14 protein-coding genes are annotated in these 19,960 nt (G+C 55.7%); 10 read left to right on the forward strand and 4 right to left on the reverse strand.

What is annotated here, in order from left to right; genetic code table 11:
* The first annotated feature begins 9 nt into the window (after positions 1-9).
* Positions 10-2,856: a two-component system sensor histidine kinase RcsC gene (gene rcsC, locus V4835_RS07985; RefSeq protein WP_331411857.1), complete on the forward strand. Its 2,847-nt coding sequence runs from the start codon at positions 10-12 to the stop codon at positions 2,854-2,856.
* A 109-nt stretch (positions 2,857-2,965) separates the two neighbouring features.
* On the opposite strand, the gene rcsB is transcribed toward rcsC, so the two are convergent.
* On the reverse strand, positions 2,966-3,616 hold the full coding sequence (gene rcsB, locus V4835_RS07990; protein ID WP_331411858.1) for a response regulator transcription factor RcsB: 651 nt from the start codon (positions 3,614-3,616) through the stop codon (positions 2,966-2,968).
* Between the two features lie 16 nt (positions 3,617-3,632).
* Entirely contained in the window at positions 3,633-6,305 is a 2,673-nt protein-coding gene (gene rcsD / locus V4835_RS07995; RefSeq protein ID WP_331411859.1) for a phosphotransferase RcsD, read from the reverse strand.
* 744 nt (positions 6,306-7,049) lie between these two features.
* Here rcsD and V4835_RS08000 point away from each other — a divergent pair.
* From V4835_RS08000 to mgtE, 6 genes are all read left to right on the forward strand, one after another.
* Positions 7,050-8,165, forward strand: a complete 1,116-nt coding sequence (locus V4835_RS08000; RefSeq protein WP_063143752.1) for a porin OmpC — start codon at positions 7,050-7,052, stop codon at positions 8,163-8,165.
* 114 nt (positions 8,166-8,279) lie between these two features.
* A complete protein-coding gene (gene apbE / locus V4835_RS08005; protein WP_331411860.1) occupies positions 8,280-9,335 on the forward strand; it encodes an FAD:protein FMN transferase ApbE in 1,056 nt (351 codons plus the stop codon).
* Between the two features lie 72 nt (positions 9,336-9,407).
* A complete protein-coding gene (ada, locus tag V4835_RS08010; RefSeq protein WP_331411861.1) occupies positions 9,408-10,466 on the forward strand; it encodes a bifunctional DNA-binding transcriptional regulator/O6-methylguanine-DNA methyltransferase Ada in 1,059 nt (352 codons plus the stop codon).
* A complete protein-coding gene (alkB, locus tag V4835_RS08015; RefSeq protein ID WP_331411862.1) occupies positions 10,466-11,122 on the forward strand; it encodes a DNA oxidative demethylase AlkB in 657 nt (218 codons plus the stop codon). Before ada ends, alkB begins: the two co-directional genes overlap by 1 nt.
* A 69-nt stretch (positions 11,123-11,191) precedes the next feature.
* Positions 11,192-12,835, forward strand: coding sequence for a multidrug ABC transporter permease/ATP-binding protein (locus tag V4835_RS08020; RefSeq protein ID WP_063143814.1), 1,644 nt, complete (start codon positions 11,192-11,194; stop codon positions 12,833-12,835).
* Between the two features lie 174 nt (positions 12,836-13,009).
* Positions 13,010-14,446: a magnesium transporter gene (gene mgtE, locus V4835_RS08025; protein WP_021241530.1), complete on the forward strand. Its 1,437-nt coding sequence runs from the start codon at positions 13,010-13,012 to the stop codon at positions 14,444-14,446.
* On the opposite strand, the gene V4835_RS08030 is transcribed toward mgtE, so the two are convergent.
* Positions 14,409-15,698: a SulP family inorganic anion transporter gene (locus tag V4835_RS08030; protein WP_331414098.1), complete on the reverse strand. Its 1,290-nt coding sequence runs from the start codon at positions 15,696-15,698 to the stop codon at positions 14,409-14,411. The two genes, mgtE and V4835_RS08030, sit on opposite strands and share 38 nt — an antisense overlap.
* A 187-nt stretch (positions 15,699-15,885) precedes the next feature.
* On the opposite strand from V4835_RS08030, the gene mqo reads away from it, so the two are divergent.
* Positions 15,886-17,535, forward strand: a complete 1,650-nt coding sequence (mqo, locus tag V4835_RS08035) for a malate dehydrogenase (quinone) (protein ID WP_063143757.1) — start codon at positions 15,886-15,888, stop codon at positions 17,533-17,535.
* Between the two features lie 135 nt (positions 17,536-17,670).
* Here the strand turns inward: mqo and eco are convergent, their stop codons facing one another.
* The gene (gene eco / locus V4835_RS08040; protein WP_182071309.1) at positions 17,671-18,174 is read right to left on the reverse strand and encodes a serine protease inhibitor ecotin; all 504 of its coding nucleotides are present in this window, start codon (positions 18,172-18,174) and stop codon (positions 17,671-17,673) included.
* 209 nt (positions 18,175-18,383) lie between these two features.
* Here eco and V4835_RS08045 point away from each other — a divergent pair, with 209 nt between their 5' ends.
* Both V4835_RS08045 and V4835_RS08050 read left to right on the forward strand, forming a co-directional pair.
* Positions 18,384-18,644: a DUF2534 family protein gene (locus V4835_RS08045; protein WP_063143759.1), complete on the forward strand. Its 261-nt coding sequence runs from the start codon at positions 18,384-18,386 to the stop codon at positions 18,642-18,644.
* A 125-nt stretch (positions 18,645-18,769) separates the two neighbouring features.
* Positions 18,770-19,957, forward strand: coding sequence for an MFS transporter (locus V4835_RS08050; RefSeq protein WP_331411867.1), 1,188 nt, complete (start codon positions 18,770-18,772; stop codon positions 19,955-19,957).
* Positions 19,958-19,960: the final 3 nt, after the last annotated feature.

A 19,960-nucleotide genomic window follows, 5' to 3' on the forward strand; every position in this document is an offset into this window, starting at 1 on the left:
CTCGCCCCCTTGAAATACCTCGTCTCCTTTCGTACTACGCTGAAAGTCTCTCGCTATCTGTTTCGGGCGCTGGCGCTCTTGCTCTGGCTGCTGGTGGCATTGTTCTCGGTGTTTTACATCGTTAACGCGCTGCACCAGAAAGAAGCGGAGATCCGCCAGGAGTTTAACTTAAGCTCCGACCAGGCCCAGCGCTACATTCAGCGAACGTCTGACGTGATGAAGGAGCTGAAGTATATTGCCGAAAATCGTCTGACGGCGGAAAACGGCATCCTTGCGCTTCGCGGGCGTAATGACAAAACCGAAGTCCCGGACTTCCAGCCGCTGTTCCCGGACTCCGATTGCTCCACCATGAGCAACACCTGGCGCGGGTCGCTGGAATCCCTTGCCTGGTTTATGCGCTACTGGCGCGACAATTTCTCCGCCGCCTACGACCTGAATCGCGTATTCCTGATTGGCAGTGAGAATCTCTGCATGGCTGACTTTGGCCTGCGCGATGTGCCCGTTGAGCGTGACGATGCGCTGAAAAGCCTGCATGAGCGTATTGTGAAATATCGCAATGCGCCGCAGGACGAGCGCGGGAATAACATCTTCTGGGTTAGCCAGGGCCCGCGCCCGGGCGTGGGCTATTTCTACGCCCTGACGCCGGTGTATCTCGGCAATCGCCTGCAGGCGCTGCTGGGGATTGAGCAGACCATTCGCATGGAAAACTTCTTCACCCCAGGCAGCCTGCCCATGGGGGTGACCATTCTGGATGAAAACGGTCATCAGCTGATCTCGCTCGCCGGGCCGGATAGCCGGTTAAACGTCGAACCGCACTGGATGCAGGAGCGGTCGTGGTTTGGCTATACATCAGGTTTCCGCGAGCTGGTGCTGAAGAAGAGCCTGCCGCCTTCGTCGCTGAGTATTGTCTATTCGCTGCCGGTGGATATGGTGCTTGAGCGGATCCGCATTCTTATCATGAATGCCATTCTGCTGAACCTGATCGCGGGTGGGGCGCTGTTCACCCTGGCGCGCATGTATGAGCGGAAAATCTTTATTCCCGCCGAAAGCGACGCCCAGCGGCTGGAGGAACACGAGCAGTTTAACCGGAAGATCGTCGCTTCGGCGCCGGTGGGGATCTGTATTCTGCGTACTCAGGACGGGACCAATATCCTGAGTAACGAACTGGCGCATAACTACCTGAACATGCTGACGCATGAGGATCGGCAGAGACTGACGCAGATTATCTGCGGTCAGCAGGTTAACTTTGTCGACGTGCTCACCAGCACGCACACCAACCTGCAGATTAGCTTTGTCCATTCCCGCTATCGCAATGAAAACGTGGCGATTTGCGTGCTGGTGGATGTCTCCGCGCGCGTGAAGATGGAAGAGTCGCTGCAGGAGATGGCGCAGGCCGCGGAGCAGGCCAGCCAGTCGAAATCCATGTTCCTTGCCACCGTTAGCCACGAGCTGCGAACGCCGCTGTACGGGATCATCGGTAACCTCGATCTGCTGCAGACGAAAGAGTTGCCGAAAGGGGTCGACAGGCTGGTGACGGCGATGAACAACTCCTCCAGCCTGCTGCTAAAAATCATCAGCGATATTCTCGACTTCTCTAAAATCGAGTCTGAGCAGCTGAAAATCGAGCCGCGGGAGTTCTCGCCGCGCGAGGTCATGAACCACATCAGCGCCAACTATCTGCCGCTGGTGGTGCGTAAACAGCTGGGGCTTTACTGCTTTATCGAACCGGACGTGCCGCTGACGCTGCACGGCGATCCGATGCGCCTGCAGCAGGTCATTTCTAACCTGCTCAGCAACGCCATCAAATTCACCGATGTTGGCTGTATTGTGTTGCACGTCTGCCGGGCGGGGGATTACCTGAGCATTCGCGTGCGCGACACGGGCGTCGGCATCCCGGCGAAGGAAGTGGTTCGCCTGTTCGACCCGTTCTTCCAGGTCGGGACCGGCGTGCAGCGTAACTTCCAGGGCACCGGGCTGGGGCTGGCGATCTGTGAGAAGCTCGTCAGCATGATGGACGGTGATATCTCCGTGGATACCGAGCCCGGCATGGGCAGCCAGTTCACCATCCGTATTCCGCTCTATTCGGCGCAGTATCCGGCAAAAGCGACGGTGGATGGGCTGAGCGACAAGCGCTGCTGGCTGGCGGTGCACAACGCCTCGCTGAATGACTACCTGACGGCGCTGCTTGCCCACAGCGGCGTGAGGGTGTGTCGCTATGAAGGTCAAACGCCGGATGTGGACGATGTGCTGATCGCCGACGAGATGCCGGAACAGCCGTGGCAGGGGAGAGGGTCGGTGCTCTTCTGTCGTCGCCACATCGGCATTCCTGTCGAGCGTGCGCCTGGGGAATGGGTGCACAGCGTCGCTACGCCGCACGAGCTGTTGAGCCTGCTGGCGCGCATCTACAAAGTGGAGCTGGAAGAGCGCGACGGCGCGGGCGGATTGCCGTCACCGGACTCTCTGGCGTCGGTGAATGACGATATGATGATTCTGGTGGTGGATGACCATCCGATTAACCGCCGCCTGCTGGCTGACCAGCTTGGATCGCTGGGCTACCAGTGCAAAACGGCCAATGACGGCGTGGATGCGCTGAATGTGCTGAGTAAAAATCATATTGATATCGTGCTTAGCGACGTCAACATGCCAAACATGGACGGCTACCGTCTGACGCAGCGCATCCGACAGCTTGGCCTGACGCTGCCGGTGGTGGGCGTAACGGCGAACGCGCTGGCAGAAGAGAAACAGCGTTGTCTGGAGTCAGGCATGGACAGCTGTCTGTCGAAACCGGTGACGCTGGACGTGCTGAAACAGACATTGTCGATTTACGCGGATCGCGTGAGAAAAACCAGAATATAAAAAAGGCCCGCAAGGGCCTTTTTATTTGCCCGGCGGCGCTGCGCTTACGCGGGCCTACGGGCTCTGTAGGCCGGGTAAGCGCAGCGCCACCCGGCATTTACAGTGGGGATCAATCCTTGTCCGTTGCGCTCAGCGTAACGGAGGAGAGATAGTTCAGCAGTGCAATATCGTTGTCCACGCCCAGCTTCATCATCGCTGATTTCTTCTGGCTGCTGATGGTTTTAATACTGCGGTTCAGCTTCTTGGCAATCTCGGTCACCAGGAAGCCTTCTGCGAACAGGCGCAGAACTTCACTCTCTTTCGGGGACAGGCGTTTGTCACCGTAGCCACCCGCGCTGATTTTTTCCAGCAGGCGAGAGACGCTCTCAGGCGTGAACTTCTTGCCTTTCTGCAGCGCAGCGAGCGCTTTTGGCAGATCGGTCGGCGCGCCCTGTTTCAGCACAATCCCTTCGATGTCCAGATCCAGCACCGTGCTCAGGATCGCCGGGTTGTTGTTCATGGTCAGAACGATGATCGAGATATCCGGGAAGTGACGTTTAATGTATTTGATGAGCGTGATCCCATCACCGTACTTATCTCCTGGCATGGAGAGATCGGTAATGAGCACGTGTGCATCAAGTTTTGGGAGGTTATTGATCAGTGCTGTAGAGTCTTCAAATTCACCGACTACATTCACCCACTCGATCTGTTCAAGTGATTTGCGAATACCGAACAGTACAATCGGATGGTCATCGGCAATAATTACGTTCATATTGTTCATGTATAAGGCTACCTTGCTACAGCAAGCTTTTGACGTAGGCGTCAATGTCGCTGATGTATTTTTCAATGCCAGAGGCATCTTTCTCACGAATTAGATGTTCCAGCGTTTCACATAACTGCTTGCCGGGAACCAGATTAAGCATGGCAAACACCCCTTTAAGCCGGTGTGCTGTCTGTGCCAGCGCTGCAAAATCATTCGCAGCGGACTCAGTATACAACCGCTTAACATCATCTGGTACTGTATCAACAAAGAGTGAATAGTATCCGCTGGCGTGAAGCTCGGCATTTTCATTACCGCCTAACGGCGATTCCGCTATCTCTTCCTGCGCCAGCTGCTCTTCTATTAGTTGTAGTACAGCTTCCTGCATCGCATTGCTTATATTAAAGTTGACGCGCAGCTGGCCAGGGCCGATTTTCCGCACGCCTGACTCATCATCGCTTAAAAGCAAGCCGGAGGCAGTAAGATTAGACGGATTATCAGTTAAAAACAGATCAAATTCTTGACTTGCAAGTCTTTCATCCGGCGTGATGCAGGCCGCACCCCAGTTTTCTAACTGGCGAACAACAATATTGCGGATCTCGTTCGAGGTCACATCGACCATCACCACGACATCATCCAGCAGACGTTCTTCATCTTCTTCCTGCGGATTGGCCGCCATTTTCACGTGCAGAGAATAGCGGGTGCCGAGGGATTCACGGGCTTTGATATTCAGATGGCCGCCGAGCTTACGCGCCAGCTGATCGCATAGCCAAAAGGTCAGGGCATTGGCCTTGCCGTAGCGATCGCTTTGCGTGTCATTCAGGAACGGGAAGTGCAGATTATCAATTTCACTCGTTGTGACGCCTTCCCCGGTGTCCAGGATGCGGAACGCCAGGCGGTCTTCTGCCGACTCCTCCGCGCTGACTTCAAGGGTGATCTTGCCGATCTGCGTGGTGGTCACGGCGTACTGAATAATCATCAGCAGAATGCGGCGCAGCGCTTCGCGATCGCCGTGGCGTTTGTCATTCGCAGGGAGATTGTTATTGATCAGCAGCTGCAACCCTTTGCGTTTAATCACGGGCAGCACGTCCGGCACCACTTCATCAATCAGATCCTGAATGGAGAAGAGGGTTGGGGTTCCCTTCCAGAAATCATTCTCCAGCATGTTCGCCAGCTGGATCTCATCAACCATTCTGACCAGCGAATCGGCCTGGCAGGCAAGCTGGTGGCTTTCAGAGGTGTTTAACGCTGCCGCCTGGGTCGCTAGCGTTTTTAACGGCTGCTTGAAGGCATCGCCAATGTTCTGCATGAATGCGGCGCGCCCCTGCTGGTTTTTCTCATACAGTCTTTGTGCCTGCTTGAGCTTTTTATTGACCAGCACTTCGCGATCCTGGTCGCGAATAATGAAGATTTGCGTGCGGGGAGCCACCTGGCTGCGGAACTGACGGATCTCGTACAGTTCATTGTTAATGGTGGCCTGAATCACCCCCTGGTGTTGGTCCGCCATGGTGGTGATGTTCTGCAGGTTAAGATGCGGCAGCAGATGGTCGGCAATTTTGTTGCTCATCACCGTACGATTCGCCTCCTGGTCGTGAACCAGGACCCCAAGCGGCAGCACGGAAACAATCTCTTCATTCAGTGCACGCAATACGCGCAGCTCATTGCTGGTGCCGGCCGGAACCGCAGACGCGTCGCTCTGACGCCCCGACTGGAAACGGAAGGTGCTGTAGCCAAACAGCGCCAGCGCCAGCAAACCGATATTCAACAGCAGAGGCAGCAGGATATTTTGCAGGGTGTCGAGCAACAGCGTGCCAAACGGCACCTGCCACACCAGACGCATACCGGTCGAATTCAGCGATGAGGCAATTTCGATTTTCGAGCCGTTAAAGGAGATCGATACGCTCTCGGCGGCCTCTTTGTCCGACGCCGCACGCATGTTCTGGGTGCTGCTGTCTGGCTCCATGCGGAAGCTGTCGAGCGGCATGTCCGGCGGGATTAAATCATTAATCGGTAAATCGAAGGCCACCACCGTCGCCAGATGTCCTGGCTGGTTGAACGTGGTGCGCAGGGTAAAATAATGACCGTTTTGCCAGGCCAGACGGCGCAGGGAAGAGAAGCTCTCACGTTCATCAAGAGCATTCGCCTGCTGCAGCATCTCTGCCCGGCGGGAATCGACGATGCTGCCGACGGTTGTCTCTTTAAAACCGGAAGAGAGATCTTTTAACGGCAGCGTTGAGATCAGAATCATGCTGTTGTCCTGACCGTTCAGATAGTACATCGACCACGGCACCGTTTCAGCGCCCCAGAGGGTATCCAGATAGGTCGAAATACGCTGCGTCATCTCAAGCGTCGCGCTGTCGTGAGAGCCAAAGATAAGCGCCTCGGTCTTACGCTGCGGTTTTTCGAGATAATAGACATCCTGCTTAAGCCGCGTCTCCTGAAGTCCATCCCCGGACGAGGAGGTCGGGGCAGCCGCGATATTGTCGTAAATCTGCCAGGTGGCGTAGCGCCAGGTATCTATGCGCTTGTGCACGGCATGGGTGATATCAACGACCTGATAGCTCTTATCCTTCAGCCAGGCGTTAACCGCGCTTTGTACCATCACCCCCATGGTGACTAACAGCACAACAATCAAAAGAAGAAAGAAACGGGTGATGCTCCCGGGAAGGAGGGAAAATTTGCTCGGGGCGGTAGTTTCAGTCTGACTCATTGATATCTTTAACCCGTTATGGTCGTGCTCTGTGGCGATAGGGCAGTATAAAGGGTAATAACTGAATTTCCAGCGCCACCGTCCGGGAAGAGGCGACTTTTTCACTGGACAATATCGGCAGCGAGGCGTGCAGTAAACATGTACAAACTCGCCACAGGCGTACAAATAACAGGCGCATGCAGCCAGAAAATAGCACGAATTAACAAGAAATTAAGTTTTGCCTCAATTTTTTTCCCTCGCAAGTTACCCGACGAGAATTTAGTTAATAGTCGTTACAATTACGGAGCGGTAGCACAAAAAAAGAGAAGTTACGTAAAGAAAGGTAAAAAAAAAACCGAATGCGACGCATCCGGTTCAATTAGGGATAAACAGACATTCAAAACTGAATGACGGTAATAAATAAAGTTAATGATGATAGCGAGAGTTATTTTAGAGATTAGGTGCGATCTTGTTTTGTCATTCAGTGCTGTAACGGATTTTATTGTAACTCTTTGATGTTTATATGGTGATTTTTCTGTTTGATTATAAATGCTAATTTTCTAAGCTATTTGTGCTTTGTAAAAGTTCCTTGATATTTACATTTTGAAACATGTTGATAGATAAATGAAACATCTTCAAAGTTTTCGTATCATATTCGCATTGGATTATTCTGTAATTTTGCGGAGAATGAAATTGCCGACTGGTTAATGAGGGTTAACCAGTAAGCAGTGGCAATTATAAGGCATATAACAGAGGGTTAATAAAATGAAAGTTAAAGTACTGTCCCTCCTGGTACCAGCACTCCTGGTGGCAGGCGCAGCAAATGCGGCCGAAATTTATAACAAAGATGGCAACAAATTAGATCTGTACGGCAAAGTTGATGGTCTGCACTATTTCTCTGACGACAAGAGTGCCGACGGCGACCAGACCTACATGCGTCTTGGCTTCAAAGGCGAAACTCAGGTTAACGATCAGCTGACCGGTTACGGCCAGTGGGAATACCAGATCCAGGGCAACACCTCTGAAAGTGACAACCAGGCCTGGACGCGTGTGGCGTTCGCGGGTCTGAAATTCGCTGACGCGGGTTCTTTCGATTACGGTCGTAACTACGGTGTGATCTACGACGTAACCTCCTGGACTGACGTTCTGCCTGAATTTGGTGGCGATACCTACGGCGCGGACAACTTCCTGCAGTCCCGTGCTAACGGCGTAGCGACCTACCGTAACCAGGACTTCTTTGGCCTGGTGGATGGCCTGAACTTTGCCCTGCAGTATCAGGGTAAAAACGGCAGCGTAAGCGGCGAAAACGACACCGGTCGTAGTCTGCTGAAACAGAACGGCGACGGCTACGGTGCATCCGTGACCTATAACCTGGGTGAAGGCTTCAGCATCGGTGGTGCAATGTCTTCTTCCAAACGTACCGCTGACCAGAACAATACGGCTAACCTGGCGCTGAAGGGTGAAGGCGATCGTGCTGAAGTCTATTCTGGTGGTCTGAAATACGATGCCAACAACATCTACCTGGCGGCGCAATACTCCCAGACCTACAACGCGACGCGTTTCGGCAACTCTCAGAGCAGCAGCGAGATTTACGGCTTCGCTAACAAAGCGCAGAACTTCGAAGTGGTTGCGCAGTACCAGTTCGACTTCGGCCTGCGTCCATCCGTGGCTTACCTGCAGTCTAAAGGGAAAGACATCGAAGGATACGGCGATCAGGATCTGCTGAAATATGTTGATGTTGGTGCGACTTACTACTTCAACAAAAACATGTCCACCTACGTGGATTACAAAATCAACCTGGTTGATGAAAATGAATTCACCCGTCAGGCGGGTATCGGTACTGACGATATCGTCGCGCTGGGCCTGGTTTACCAGTTCTAATCGCTTCATCGTGTGACGTAAGGGGCCTGATGGCCCCTTTTTTGTGCCTCTCTGATTCTCACAACTCACCCGTTTTGGTGTACTCTTGCCGCCCTGGCATGAGGATAATAATGAATGGACATGACTTTTTTACGCGCCAGCTTTCTGGCTATGCTTTTTTTCCTGACCGCATGTAACGATCCCACCCCCGTGGCGAAAACCGACGCACCCGCCGCGACGGTGCTCGAAGGCAAAACGATGGGGACCTTCTGGCGCGTCAGCGTGATGAACCTCGATAAAACACGCGCAGATGAACTTCGCGGCAAAATTCAGTCGCAGCTGGACGCCGACGATCAGCTGCTGTCGACCTATAAAAATGACTCGGCGCTGATGCGTTTTAACCTCTCAACCAGCACCTCCCTATGGCCGGTGAGCGAGGCGATGGCCGATATCGTGACCGAGGCAATGCGCGTGGGTTACAAAACCAACGGCGCGATGGATGTGACCGTCGGACCGCTGGTCAACCTCTGGGGATTTGGCCCTAACAAACAGCCGGTGACCACGCCTGAACAGGCGGCTATTGATGACGCCCGCGCGAGGACAGGGTTGCAGCATCTGACGGTGATCAATCAGTACGGGCAACAGTACCTGCAAAAGGATATCCCCGATCTGTTTGTCGATCTGTCGACGGTTGGGGAAGGCTATGCGGCGGATCATCTTGCCGCGCTGATGGCCCAGGAAGGGATTTCCCATTATTTGGTCTCCGTGGGCGGCGCGCTAGTTAGCCGGGGCATGAACGCCAGCGATAAGCCGTGGCGCGTAGCGATTCAAAAGCCGACCGATCGGCAAAATGCCGTGCAGGCGATAGTGGATATCAACGGTCATGGCATCAGTACCTCCGGAAGCTACCGTAACTATTACGAGCTTGACGGGAAGCGTATTTCGCACGTTATCGATCCGCAGACCGGACGTCCCATCACGCATAACCTGGTCTCGGTGACGGTCATTGCTCCCACCGCGCTGGAAGCGGATGCCTGGGATACCGGATTAATGGTTCTCGGCCCGGAAAAAGCCAAAGAGGTGGTTCGTCAGGAAGGGCTGGCGGTGTATATGATCACCAAAGAGGGCGACGGGTTCAAAACCTGGCATTCACCGCAGTTCGACAGCTTCCTGGTGCGCGAAAAAAATTAAAAAGCAAGGTTGCGGGTTTTTTATCAGTGGCACTCAGGCAGGCTCTATGTATGCTTACAAGAGGAGCCGATAATGAGAAACTCGACCTTTATTACCGATGAGGATCGCTGGCAGGCCGTACTGGCCCGCGATCCGCTCGCTGACGAACAGTTTGTCTTCGCCGTGCAGACCACGGGTATTTTCTGCCGCCCGTCATGCCGCGCCCGCCACGCGCTGCGTAAAAACGTCCGCTTTTATCCCGATGCCCACCATGCCGTTCAGGCAGGGTTTCGTCCGTGCAAGCGCTGCATGCCGGACAAACGCAATCCGCAGGAACAGAAGCTGGTGAAAGTAGAACACGCCTGCCGTCTTCTGGAGCAGGAACCTACGCTAACCCTGGAGGGGCTGGCGCAGCAGGTTGCCATGAGTCCTTTCCATTTCCACCGTCTGTTTAAGGCCGTGACCGGCATGACGCCAAAAGCCTGGCAGCAGGCCGCGAGAGGCCAGCGCCTGCGCACCGCGCTGGCACAGGGAGACAAAATTACCGACGCCGTGCTGGCGGCGGGGTTTCCCGACAACAGCAGCTATTATCGTAAAGCCAACGATGCGCTGGGCATGACGGCGAAGCAGTACCGCAAAGGGGATGCGGCAGTGCGTTATGCCATCAGCGACTGTTCGCTAGGACGCTGTCTGGTTGCAGAAAGCGAGCGGGGGATCTGCGCGATCCTGCTGGGTGACAGCGATGCAGAATTAGCCGAGGAGCTTGCCGCGCATTTTCCAAAAGCAGCGCATGCGCCGCTGGAAGAAGATTTCGCGCAGCGGATCCAGCAGGTGATTGCCAGTATTGATAACCGCGACGTACCGCTTGCGCTGCCGCTGGATATTCGCGGAACCGCGTTCCAGCAGCGCGTCTGGCAGGCCCTTCGCAACATTCCCTGCGGCGAAACGGCAAGTTACCAGCAGGTGGCGCAGGCGATTGGCCAACCCAATGCGGTACGCGCCGTTGCCGGAGCCTGTGCGGCAAACACGCTGGCGATTGTGATCCCCTGCCATCGCGTGGTTCGTCACGACGGCGCGCTGTCGGGTTACCGTTGGGGCACGGCGCGAAAGGCGCTATTACTGAAACGTGAGGCGAAACGCCAGGAGGGATAATGCTCGATCTTTTTGCGGATGCTGAACCCTGGCAGGAGCCGCTTGCGCCTGGGGCGGTGATCCTGCGTCGCTTTGCACTCTCCCGTGCGGCGGCGCTGCTTGAGGGTATCGACGAGGTGACGGCGGTTTCGCCGTTTCGCCATATGGTGACGCCGGGCGGCTACACCATGTCGGTGGCCATGGCCAACTGCGGCGAACTGGGCTGGGCGACGAACGAGCGGGGCTATCTGTATGCCCCGAACGATCCCGCGACCGGCCAGCCGTGGCCGCCGATACCTGCCGTTTTTCAGGCTCTCTGCCACGAGGCCGCCGTAGCAGCGGAGTATCCTGACTTTCGGCCGGATGCCTGCCTGATTAACCGCTACGCCGTCGGCGCGAAGCTCTCGCTGCATCAGGACAAGGATGAACCCGATCTGCGCGCGCCTATCGTCTCGGTATCGTTAGGTCTGCCCGCCGTTTTCCAGTTTGGGGGATTACGCCGCAACGATCCGCTCAAACGCATCATGCTGGAACATGGCGATGTGGTGGTGTGGGGCAGGGCGTCGCGGCTTTATTATCACGGCATTCAGCCGCTGAAGCCCGGAGTCCACCCCCTTACGGGCGAATACCGTTTTAACCTGACCTTCCGTCAGGCGGGGGCGAGTAAACTAAAATAAGAATTATTCTTGATGTCCGCGCAGGGCAGTTTACACTGCTGGCTGTTTTTTATTGTCCGGATTGCCTGCATGCAACTACTTCTCCTTGTCTGGCGTCAGTACCGCTGGCCCTTCATCGCCGTAATGGCATTAAGCCTTGCCAGCGCCGCGCTGGGTATTGGCCTGATCGCGTTTATTAACGTGCGGTTGATCGAAATGGTCGACACCTCGCTCTCCGTATTGCCGGAGTTTCTCGGCCTGCTGCTCCTGTTGATGGCGGTTACGCTCGGCTCCCAGCTTGCGCTGACCGCGCTCGGACACCATTTCGTTTTCCGTTTGCGCAGTGAGTTTATCAAGCGGATCCTGGACACCCAGATAGAGCGCGTTGAGCAGCTCGGCAGCGCTTCCCTGCTGGCGGGGCTGACCAGCGACGTGCGCGCCATTACCATCGCGTTCGTGCGTCTGCCGGAGCTGGTGCAGGGGATCATTCTGACCTTTGGCTCGGCCGCATATCTCGCCTGGCTCTCCAGCAAAATGCTGGCGGTGACCGCGCTGTGGATTGCCATTACCATCTGGGGCGGTTTTGTGCTGGTGTCGCGCGTTTATAAACACATGGCGGTACTGCGCGAAACTGAAGATAAGCTCTATAACGATTACCAGACGGTACTGGAAGGGCGCAAAGAGCTCACCCTGAACCGCGAGCGCGCCGAGCATATCTTTAATCATCTCTATATCCCGGACGCGCGCGAATACCGCCACCATATTATTCGCGCCGATACCTTCCACCTGAGCGCGGTGAACTGGTCAAACATCATGATGCTGGGGGCTATTGGCCTGGTGTTCTGGATGGCGAACAGCCTGGGCTGGGCGGACACCAACGTCGCGGCAACCTACTCGCTGACGCTGCTGTTTTTGCGCACGCCGCTGCTCTCGGCGGTCGGTGCGTTGCCCACCTTGCTGAGTGCGCAGGTGGCATTTAATAAGCTCAAAAAATTCGATCTCGCGCCGTTTAAAGCCGAATTCCCACGCCCGCAGGCCTTCCCGAACTGGCAGACGCTGGAGCTGCGTAACGTCACGTTCCGCTATCAGGACAGCGGCTTCTCCGTGGGGCCGGTCAACCTGACGATCCACCGCGGTGAACTGCTGTTCCTCATCGGCGGCAACGGCAGCGGTAAATCTACGCTGGCGATGCTGCTGACCGGACTCTATCAGCCGCAGTCGGGCGAGATTTTGCTGGATGGCACGGCGCTGAGCGCGGAGAAGCCCGAGGATTACCGCAAGCTTTTCTCGGCGGTGTTCACCGACGTCTGGCTGTTTGACCAACTGCTGGGGCCGGAAGGGCAGCCGGCCAATCCTGCGCTGGTGGAAAAATGGCTGGCGCAGCTGCAGATGTCGCACAAGCTGGAGCTACAGGACGGGAAGATCCTCAACCTGAAGCTTTCCAAAGGGCAGAAAAAGCGCGTGGCGCTGCTGCTGGCGCTGGCGGAAGAGCGTGACATCATCCTGCTGGATGAGTGGGCGGCCGATCAGGACCCGCATTTCCGCCGCGAGTTTTATCAGGTGCTGCTGCCGCTGATGCAGGCGATGGGCAAAACCATTTTCGCCATCAGCCATGACGATCACTACTTTATTCATGCTGACCGCCTGCTGGAGATGCGCGACGGCAGGCTGAGCGAGCTAACCGGTGAAGAGCGCGATGCAGCCTCGCGTGACGCGGTGGCGCGTACGGCCTGATGCCAATGTGCCGGGTGGCGGCTTCGCCTTACCCGGCCTACGATTTTGTAGGCCCGTGCAAGCGTAGCGCCGCCGGGCATGCCGCTTTTTTCTCCATCCCGTCCCGTTGTTTATTCTTATTTACATATCCCCGCGCTATGCTTAACCCCAACTCATTTAATGGATTTATGATTGATGTCGGTATTAAAGAAAAACAGCGCCAGACAGCGTGACCAGGAGCGCGCGCGACTCATCTGGCTTCTCACGACCGATAAAGCGGTCACCTCTACGCTATTAGGCAAACTGACCCTGGCTGAGCAATATGATGTCGGCACCCTGGCCGACGATATTGCTGAGGTAGGCGCGCTGGTTGCTCATTTACCCCCGCCGGATCTCGCGGATACCCTTGAAGCGCTTCCCTCGGAAGAACGTCACGCCCTGTGGCGTCTGGTGCAGGATCACGAGCGTGGTCAGGTATTGCTTGAAGCCTCTGAAAACGTCTGGGATGACCTGATCGACGAGATGAGCGACCGGGATATTCTCGACGCTCTGCAAACGCTGGATATCGACGAGCAGATTTACCTCGTTCAGCACCTGCCGCGAAACCTGACCGGTCGCCTACTGGCGTCGCTGCCTGCCGATGAACGCGCGCGCGTGCGTCAGGTGATGCACTACGAGAAAAACAGCGTCGGCGCGATCATGGAGTTCGGCGTTATCACGGTGCGCCCGGACGTGACGCTCGGCACCGTGCAGCGCTACCTGCGTCGTCTGGGCAAGATGCCGGACAACACCGATAAACTGTTTGTCACCTCCCGGGATAAAACCCTGCTTGGCGAACTTGAGCTGAAAACCATCCTGCTCAACAGCACCCAGCGGAAGGTGAGCGAGGTGATGGAAAACGAGCCGATGGTCTTCTCCCCGGAAGACGATGCGGAGAAAGCGGCGCGTACCTTCGAACGTGACGACCTCGTCAGTGCCGCCGTCGTGGATTCTGTCGGCAAACTGATGGGGCGTCTGACCATCGATGAGATCGTTGATGTGGTCTACGAAGAAACCGACAACGACCTGCGCGCGCTCGGGGGGATCAGCGCCGAAGATGACGTCCATGCCTCCGTCGGCAAGGCGGTGAAAACGCGCTGGGCGTGGCTGGCCATTAACCTCTGTACCGCGTTTATCGCCTCCCGGGTGATTGACGGGTTTGAACACACCATTTCTCAACTGGTGGCGCTGGCCTCGCTGATGCCGATTGTGGCCGGAATTGGCGGCAACACCGGAAACCAGACCATCACCATGATCGTCCGCGCGCTGGCGCTGGAAAACATTCAGCCCGGTAACTTCGCCTTTCTGATCTTCAGAGAGATGGGCGTGGCGCTGATCAACGGCCTGGTGTGGGGCGGCATTATGGGCGGCATCACCTGGTGGCTGTATGACGATATGGCGTTAGGTGGGGTGATGATGCTGGCGATGGTGCTGAATCTGCTGGTGGCATCAATGATGGGGGTCATTATCCCGCTGACGATGACCAAACTGGGGCGCGACCCCGCGGTGGGGTCGAGCGTGATGATCACCGCCATCACCGATACCGGCGGTTTCTTTATTTTTCTTGGGCTGGCGACGATTTTTCTTCTTTAAGCCGACGCTTAATGCGGGCGGGGAGGAGCGCCATAACGATAATCCCGCCCAGCACGCCAATCGCCAGATTGCCGGTGGATACCGTGGCGGCTACGGTGACCAGCATGACTACCGTTTCTGCAATCGGGGCCGTTTTCACCGTGGCTGGCTGAAGGCTGTGCCAGCTGAAGGTTTTGACGGCGACAATTGCCATAATGCCCGCCAGCACCGCCATCGGGATTTTGGCCATCACTTCGCTGAGCGCCGTCACCAGGATCAGCAGCACAATGCCCGCCGCAAAGGTTGAAATGCGGCTTCGACCTTTCCCCATCTCCACGTTGACGATGGTTTGCCCAATCATCGCGCAGCCTTCAATTCCGCCATAAAATCCGGCCAGAATATTGCCGACGCCTAATCCAATGCTTTCGCGGCGTTTACCTGACGGTGTCGCGGTCAGCTCATCCACCAGCTTTGCCGTCAGCAGGGATTCCAGCAGGCCGACAAAGGCGATGCTCAACGCGCACGGCCAGATAATGCTCAGCGTCTGTACGTTGAGGGGGACCAGAAGTTCGGTAAGACCTGGCAAACCGCCGCTCATGGAGCCTTCATCGCCCACGGTCGGCAGGATTTGTCCGGTTGAAACGGTGAACAAAGTAAGCACAACAATCGCAATCAGCGGGGAAGGGATGCTTTTGATATAGCGCGGCGCCCACTGCACGATCAGCAGCGTCAGCACGAACAGGCCCACAATCAGCGGGCTTCGGCTCCAGAAATGCGGCACCTGAGCGAAGAAGATCAAAATACCCAGGGCGTTAACAAACCCGGTCATGACCGACTGGGGTATAAAGCGCATCAGCCTTGCCATGCCCAGCACGCCAAACAGAACCTGAATCACGCCAGCCATCAGCACGGCGGGAAGAATGTACTGGACGCCGTGCTGATGCACCATCGGGCCAATGACCAGCGCCACGGAACCGGCCGCAGCCGTGACCATCGCCGGACGACCGCCCAGCACGGACAGGGCAAGACACAGCACCACGGAGGCGATCAGGCTGACCTTCGGATCAACGCCCGCCACCACCGAAAATGAGATGACTTCGGGGATCAGCGCCAGGGCGGTAATCACGCCTGCCAGCGTTTCACGCGTCAGCTGCTTAGGGGAACGCAGCACGTTGGCTACGCGGTTTTCGGGAGATACGGCAGAATGGGGTAAGGACATAACAGTTCGCTGGTTAGGGCAGGCTTCCGTGCGCGCGATCACAAAGTGCAGGATAGTAGCCAGAAAATGCCCCTATTGCCAGCCGCCAGAGTAATCCCCCACAAACAATCCATCATTAAATTTCACAATTACAATAATTTCGTAACCTTTAAACAATATTTAAAAGTTGTTACCGTGCCCCCGCAGCTTTTTTCACCTGCAATTTCCACGCATCAAGCACTTTTACACTAAGGCATAAATTATGAAAAAAATGACTGCCATGCTCTTTTCTCTGGCCGTGGGGCTTAACACCGTCTCCATGGCGGCGAAAGCTGACGCACCAAAAGAGCAGGAAACGGACGTCCTTTTAATTGGTGGCGGTATCATGAGCGCCACGCTGGGAACCTATCTGCAAGAACTGCAGCCGGACTGGTCTATGACCATGGTCGAGCGCCTTGATGGCGTGGCGCAGGAGAGTTCGAACGGATGGAATAACGCCGGTACCGGACATTCGGCACTCATGGAACTGAACTACACGCCGCAGAAAAAGGACGGTTCCATTAGTATCGAGAAGGCGGTAGAGATCAACGAAGCATTCCAGGTTTCTCGCCAGTTCTGGTCTCATCAGGTCAACAGCGGCGTGATGCACGATCCGCACTCCTTCATCAACACCGTGCCGCACATGAGCTTTGTGTGGGGCGATCAGAACGTCAACTTCCTGCGCGCGCGCTACGCCGCTCTGCAGCAGAGCACGCTGTTCCGCGGGATGAAATACTCCGAAGACCACGCGCAGATTAAAGAGTGGGCTCCGCTGGTCATGGAAGGTCGTGACCCGAACCAGAAAGTGGCGGCGACCCGTACCGAAATTGGTACCGACGTTAACTACGGCGAAATTACCCGTCAGCTGGTGACGTCTCTGAAGAAAAAAGAGAACTTCAACCTGCAGCTCAGCACCGAAGTGCGCGGTTTCAAGCGCAACGCGGATAACAGCTGGAGCGTGACCGTTGCCGATCTGAAAAACAACGAAGCCGAGCACGTCATCAAGGCGAAGTTTGTCTTTATCGGTGCGGGCGGCGCGGCGCTGAAGCTGCTGCAGGAGTCCGGTATTCCGGAAGCTGACGACTACGCGGGCTTCCCGGTGGGCGGCCAGTTCCTGGTGTCGGATAACCCGGAAGTGGTGAACCGTCATCTGGCAAAAGTGTACGGCCAGGCTTCCGTTGGCGCACCGCCGATGTCTGTTCCGCACATCGACACCCGTATGCTTGACGGCAAACGCGTGGTGCTGTTTGGGCCGTTCGCGACCTTCTCCACGAAGTTCCTGAAAAATGGCTCCCTGTGGGATCTGCTCAGCGCCACAACCACCTCTAACGTCAAGCCGATGATGGACGTGGGTCTGGATAACTTCGACCTGGTGAAATACCTGATTAGCCAGGTGATGCTCTCTGACGACGACCGTTTCGAGGCGCTGAAAGAGTACTATCCGCAGGCGAAGAAAGAAGACTGGCGTCTGTGGCAGGCGGGTCAGCGCGTACAGATCATCAAGCGCGATCCGAAAGAGGGCGGCGTGCTGCGTCTGGGTACCGAAGTGGTGAGCGATAAGGATGGCACCATCGCCGCGCTGCTGGGTGCGTCACCGGGCGCGTCTACCGCTGCGCCAATCATGCTGCACCTGATGGAAAAAGTGTTTAAAGATAAAGTCGCCAGCCCGGAATGGCAGGCGAAGCTGAAAACCATTATTCCATCCTACGGCACGAAGCTGAACGGCAACGTGAGCGCGACGGAGCAGGAGCTGGAATACACCAGCCGCGTACTGCAGCTGCAGTACATCAAACCGCAGGCTGCGGATGCTGCGCCAAAAGCGGAGCTGAAGCCTCAGCCGGAAAACAAACCGGTTGCGGATATCGCGCTGTAAGGTAAAAGCAAAACGGTAACATCCGTTACCGTTTTTAGTGTTTTCTCCCTCTCCCGGTGGGAGAGGGTTGGGGTGAGGGCACCAGAGCGCACCCTTTCCGGGTCGGGTAAGGCGAAGCCGCCACCCGACTTAATTTCAACGTACTACGGCTTGACCTACAGTCTCATCGGCCTTCCACACGCGATACTTCACTTCCACGTTTTCAGGCGTATACACCACGATCGGCAGCTTGCTGTTGTAGCGCAACAGGCTGTTGTCGCCCAGATACGCCGTCACAAATTTCTTCTCTTTCTTGCCGTCCGGGCACGCCATCATGGTGGAGACCGGAGACGTCACTTTATCAAAGACGTAATAGTCGTAACCCCAGCCTTCCAGGGTTTTGCTTTCCAGCTGACCGCCCAGACGGTGCTGGTTGCAGTCCACTTCCAGCGTCTTGCCAATTAACAGTTCCACTTTGAAGTTCGCTTCATCCTGCTGAACCGGCAGCTGAATCACCTGACGCTTCATCCCTTTGTCCGCCTGCGGGTACGGAGCCACTTTTTCCAGCGGCTGCTCTTTTGGGGTTTCGCTGGCGAAAGCACTGCTGCTGACGCACGCGGCGGCGATGAGGGCGATGGCAAATTTAGGTGCGTTTTTCATTGTCATTCCTTTATGTCAAAACGGTCCTGCGCAGGTTAACATAACAACTATGAATGATTGGTGTTATTTACTTACATTTTCACTCTGTATAGCGTTATGCGCTTTTAAATTACCTGTTTAATGGTTGTTTATGCTGGTGTGGAGTCGGGTGCCAGTTCGTGTTATTTTAGACCTTATATAATGTTATTCATCTGTAAAAGGGAAGAGAGATGGTTCGTGCAAAACTGAAAACACCTGAAGGCCGCAAATTCCTCCTGGCGCTGCTGGTCGTGTTTATGATTGCTGCCGCGTGCGTGGGGCGGGCAACCATTGTTGGCGTGATCGAACAGTACAACATCCCCCTCTCTGCCTGGACAACCAGCATGTATGTCCTGCAATCGGCGATGATCTTCGTCTACAGCCTGGTGTTCACCGTTCTGCTGGCCATCCCGCTGGGCATTTTCTTCCTGGGTGGACGTGAGAAGCGCTAAGCATTCACCTCAGAGAATGAAGCCAGCCTGCGGGCTGGCTTTTTTTATATCAGATGATTTTTATTCGCATTTCCAGGATATTCTGTTTCGAACAAGATTGTTCGACATAAAGCAGGAGATGCGCAATGTTATCCCGGTTTGCAACGCTCAGCCGGATCCCGAAAGGAGTCTGGGTTGTGGGTGGCGTCAGTATGCTGATGGATATCTCCTCGGAGATCATTCACAGCCTGCTGCCGTTGTTTATGGTCACGACGCTGGGTGCCAGCGTGATTTTCATCGGTTTGATTGAAGGTCTGGCTGAAGCCACGGCGCTGTTTATCAAGGTGTTTTCCGGCGCAATCAGTGATTATCTTGGCAAACGTAAAGGACTGGCGGTTCTGGGCTACGGTCTTGGCGCGTTGAGTAAACCGTTGTTTGCTATTGCCTCTTCCTCCGGCATGATTCTTGGGGCACGCTTAATCGACCGGGTAGGAAAGGGGATCCGGGGGGCGCCGCGCGATGCGCTGGTCGCTGACGTTACGCCGCCGGAACTCCGCGGCGCGGCCTTTGGTTTGCGTCAGTCGATGGACACCATCGGCGCATTTCTCGGGCCGCTGCTGGCCGTCGGCTTAATGCTGCTGTGGAATGATGATTTTCGTACCATTTTCTGGATTGCGGTGATCCCCGGCGTACTCGCCGTTGCCTTGCTTTTCTTCGGCCTGCATGAGCCTAAAACCCCTGTCGAGCATAAACGAACGAATCCCATCAAAAGAGAGAACCTCAGGCGCCTCGGTAAAGGCTGCTGGTGGGTCATTGGCCTGGGGGCCATCTTCACGCTCGCACGTTTCAGTGAGGCATTTCTTGTGCTTCGCGCTCAGCAGTCGGGTGTACCGCTGGCGCTGATCCCGCTGGTGATGGTTGCCATGAATCTGCTCTATTTCCTCTCTGCCTATCCGTTTGGCAAGTTATCCGACGTGATGAGCCACACCCGATTATTGCAGTGGGGGCTGGTGGTGCTGATTGGCGCGGACATTGTGCTGGCGCTGAGCACCCACTGGGCAGGCATTATTTTAGGCGTTGCGCTTTGGGGGATACATATGGGCATGACCCAGGGGCTGCTGGCGGCAATGATTGCTAAAACCGCACCTGCGGATCTGCGCGGTACCGCCTACGGTATTTTTAGTCTGGTCAGCGGCGTGGGGTTATTAGTCGCCAGCCTGGGGGCAGGGGCCATCTGGGAGACGTTTGGTGCGCAGTATACGTTTTATGCCGGGGCGGTGATTTGTCTGGCGACGCTGGTTTATCTGCGAAAAACACCTGACGAAATGGAATAAAAA

It is taken from the genome of Enterobacter cloacae complex sp. CARB60 (genome assembly GCF_036487345.1).
GTDB lineage: Bacteria > Pseudomonadota > Gammaproteobacteria > Enterobacterales > Enterobacteriaceae > Enterobacter > Enterobacter asburiae_D.